This is a genomic window from Neisseria sp. P0022.S010 (assembly GCF_051956635.1).
The window spans coordinates 1-1,523 of the sequence record NZ_JBQCXF010000647.1; the positions used below are offsets into that span (position 1 = coordinate 1).

2 protein-coding genes are annotated in these 1,523 nt (G+C 49.3%); both read right to left on the reverse strand.

Going from position 1 to position 1,523, the window contains the following annotated elements; all coding sequences use genetic code 11:
- A partial coding sequence (locus ACTHUT_RS20315; RefSeq protein ID WP_440418774.1) for a CTP synthase occupies nt 1-1,204 on the reverse strand: 1,204 nt, incomplete at its 3' end.
- Between the two features lie 132 nt (nt 1,205-1,336).
- A partial coding sequence (locus ACTHUT_RS20320; RefSeq protein WP_440419604.1) for an IS3 family transposase occupies nt 1,337-1,523 on the reverse strand: 187 nt, incomplete at its 5' end.

Sequence of the window (1,523 nt, forward strand, 5' to 3'; positions counted from 1 at the left end):
AGTTCGCACCCTTCAAGCCTGCAACATCGCGGGCGTATTCAATCAGGGCAATTTGCATACCCAAACAGATGCCCAAATATGGTACGTTGTTTTCACGCGCATAGCGTACGGCGGCAATTTTGCCTTCCACGCCGCGTGAACCGAAGCCGCCCGGCACCAAAATCGCGTCCATGCCTTTGAGCATGGAAACGTCGCCATTGCCCTTCTCGATGCTTTCGCTGTCAACAAAGGTAATTTGTACGTCTGTTTCAGTGTGAATACCTGCGTGTTTCAGGGCTTCGATCAATGATTTGTAGGACTCGGTCAAATCAACGTATTTGCCGACCATTGCGATTTTGACGGTATGTTTCGGATTTCGAATCGCGTGAACGATTTTCTTCCATTCGGTCAAATCGGCTTGTTTGACATTCAGTTGGAGCTGCTCGGTAATAATGCTGTCAATGCCTTGGTTATGCAGCATTTCAGGGCATTCGTAAATACTGTCCACATCGTAGCTGCCCACGATGGCGCGTTCTTCAACGTTACAGAACAAAGCAATCTTACGGCGCTCGTCCGCAGGCATTTCTCTGTCCATACGGCAGATCAGGATATCCGGTTGCAAACCGATGCTCAACATTTCTTTAACGGTATGCTGGGTCGGTTTGGTTTTGATTTCGCCGGCGGCGGCAATGTAAGGAACATAGCTCAGGTGGGCAAACAATGTATTGTTGCGGCCGAGCTGGCTGCGCATTTGACGGATGGCTTCCAAGAAAGGCAAAGATTCGATATCGCCGACTGTGCCACCGATTTCGACAATCGCCACATCATAACCGGCCGCGCCTTCATGGATGCGGCGTTTGATTTCATCAGTAATGTGCGGAATTACTTGTACGGTACCGCCCAGATAGTCGCCACGACGCTCTTTGGCAATCACGTTTTCATAGACTTGGCCGGTACTGAAGCTGTTGCGGCGAGTCATGGTGGCGTTGATGAAACGCTCGTAGTGACCGAGGTCGAGGTCGGTTTCCGCGCCGTCATCAGTCACGAATACTTCGCCGTGTTGAAACGGGCTCATGGTACCCGGGTCAACGTTGATATACGGGTCGAGTTTAAGCATGGTCACGTTCAAGCCACGCGACTCGAGAATAGTAGCAATAGAAGCGGCGGCGATACCTTTACCTAAAGAAGATACAACGCCGCCGGTTACGAAAATAAATTTAGTCATGATGTGATACCCATGTTGGAATGTATGATTTTAACTTGAAGCAGCATATTCTGGCAAACGGCAAAAGCTTCAGGCCGTCTGAAAATAACGTTTGAACCGGCCCCCAAATCTTGGACACTCATAAAAGCCTTTTCAGGCGCTCTGTGTAAGCTGGGTTCTGTATGCGACAGGACTCGGCTTTTTCAATTTCAAACTGCAACGCTCCCGGTTGTAGTAATCCATATAGTCATCTATCTGCTTCATCAATTCGTCCACCGTCAATTCTCCTGCGTTATAGAAACACTCCGTCTTCAACACCGCAAAGAAACTCTCCATCGGC